General features: G+C 47.2%; 1 protein-coding gene. It reads right to left on the reverse strand.

The annotated features are described in order from the left end of the window. Positions 1-1,663: hypothetical protein (locus KDK18_RS02580; protein ID WP_257252977.1), on the reverse strand; the 1,663-nt coding region annotated here is incomplete at its 3' end. Between the last annotated feature and the right edge of the window lie 104 nt (positions 1,664-1,767).

A 1,767-nucleotide genomic window follows, 5' to 3' on the forward strand; every position in this document is an offset into this window, starting at 1 on the left:
AATACATGAAGCCATTATGATAAGCAGTATCATTAATTTGCACACTTTCAGGGAATACCTTGTCAAGCACGATGAATTGTGCCGGATATTTCTGGGTGTCACTTAAAGGGAACTCGAACAGAGCTGTTTTCCCTGAAGGTGTTGTTGCAACAAGGTTAAGTTGAGAGCCAGTGTTTTCGTGAGTCACCCGTCCTTTCAGAGACTGGTAGGAATCCAGTATTATGGAGTGGTCGGCAGAGGTGGTGTAAGTCACAATACCGCAACGACCAAATGGTTTATCCAGTTCAGAACCTTTATAGCGTGCCAGAATGATCCCTTTGGAAGGAGGCGACTCAGGCTGAATGACGACGTATATCCGCTGACTTTCCGGGTCATAGGTTTGAAAGAGCGGTGTGCCTTCTGGTGGCTGGCAGTTGTCTGACAGGCTGAGTGTATCGGTTGTGGGGGATGTACTGTCAGACAAGGCGCTGGATGCAGTAGCCGTGGTCAATTCAGTGGTGAGCGGCTTTCCAGATGACAATTTTTCAGATGACAATGTTATAGTCAACAGAGTTGTCGTGTTGTCTTTTACCCCGCTGCAGTCAAACCCCCCTGGTGTGCAATCAATTCCAGCCAGTAATGTTTGTGGTTTGGAGAAAACGTTTGGAAAAGGTAAATAGCCATCCCGACCGTTCCAGACAGTACAATTGAAAGAGGAAGCATCTATGGCACCACCGGGGTCAGCAAACTCGTTCAGGACGATGGGAAACTGGTTGTTTGCCTGTTTGGTACCATTTATTCGGACAAGGTCACGGTAGGGGGTGTTAACACCTTTGAGTATCGGCAACTGTGTTGCGTCACCGGCGTTCCAGAATTCTCTGCTCAAACCGTGCAAGCCTGATTTGAGAGCACTTTTCGATAGACTTACGACACCTTTATTGTATTTTTGTCGTTCATAACCAGGCCATTCAGGCCTTGTAAAAGTGCCCAGGTTATTCGCAATATGACGTACATCAAGAGGGCGCCCGACTGCCGGGCTCATATGGCTATATCTTGATTTGGCTTCAACTGATCCGGTATTGACATTGTTATAAACCGAGGCCGAGTACCTGGCAGTCGCAGCAATACCACCGACGTAAGCCATAATGTCGTATTTTTCTGTTACTGCTCCGGCATTCAGGTTGTCATGAATGCTTCCACCTGAAACCTTACCGGCAATACCTCCAGCGTCTGCATAACCACCGTCATTAGTGACCGTTCCGACATTTACATTTTGAATCACAGGAGCGTCCCATACTTCCCCTACTATTCCACCCACAATGTTAAAGCCTACTGTAGAAACACTACCTGTATTGATGTTTTTGCTGACAAGGGTTTGCCTGTTCTTCCCTACTATTCCACCACTGTAGCCACCTTCTCTATGTCTGGAGCCTGTCAAATAATCTGAGTCAATTTTTCCAGTGTTCAGGTTACGTGATATTTGGGCTGCTTCTGCTTCTCCTGCAATTCCCCCGGAAATTTCGTAATGGCTAACAGTGACTTCGCCGGTATTCATATTATTGTTAGCAATACTGTTGCTTTTCAGTGTGCCGACAATGCCACCGGCAGATGATAAACCCCCATACCCGGAGATTATTTTTCCAGTATTCAGGTCATTTGAAACGGTAGATGACTGATCGGCCAATCCAGCAATACCGCCTGAGCTGCTGAGTCCAGTTGTGAAAACGGTACCGGTGTTCACGCTATCGCGTATGACGCTGTCAGAGATACTCCCCGCAATACCTCCGC

The sequence above is a fragment of the Endozoicomonas sp. SESOKO3 genome (assembly GCF_024606255.1).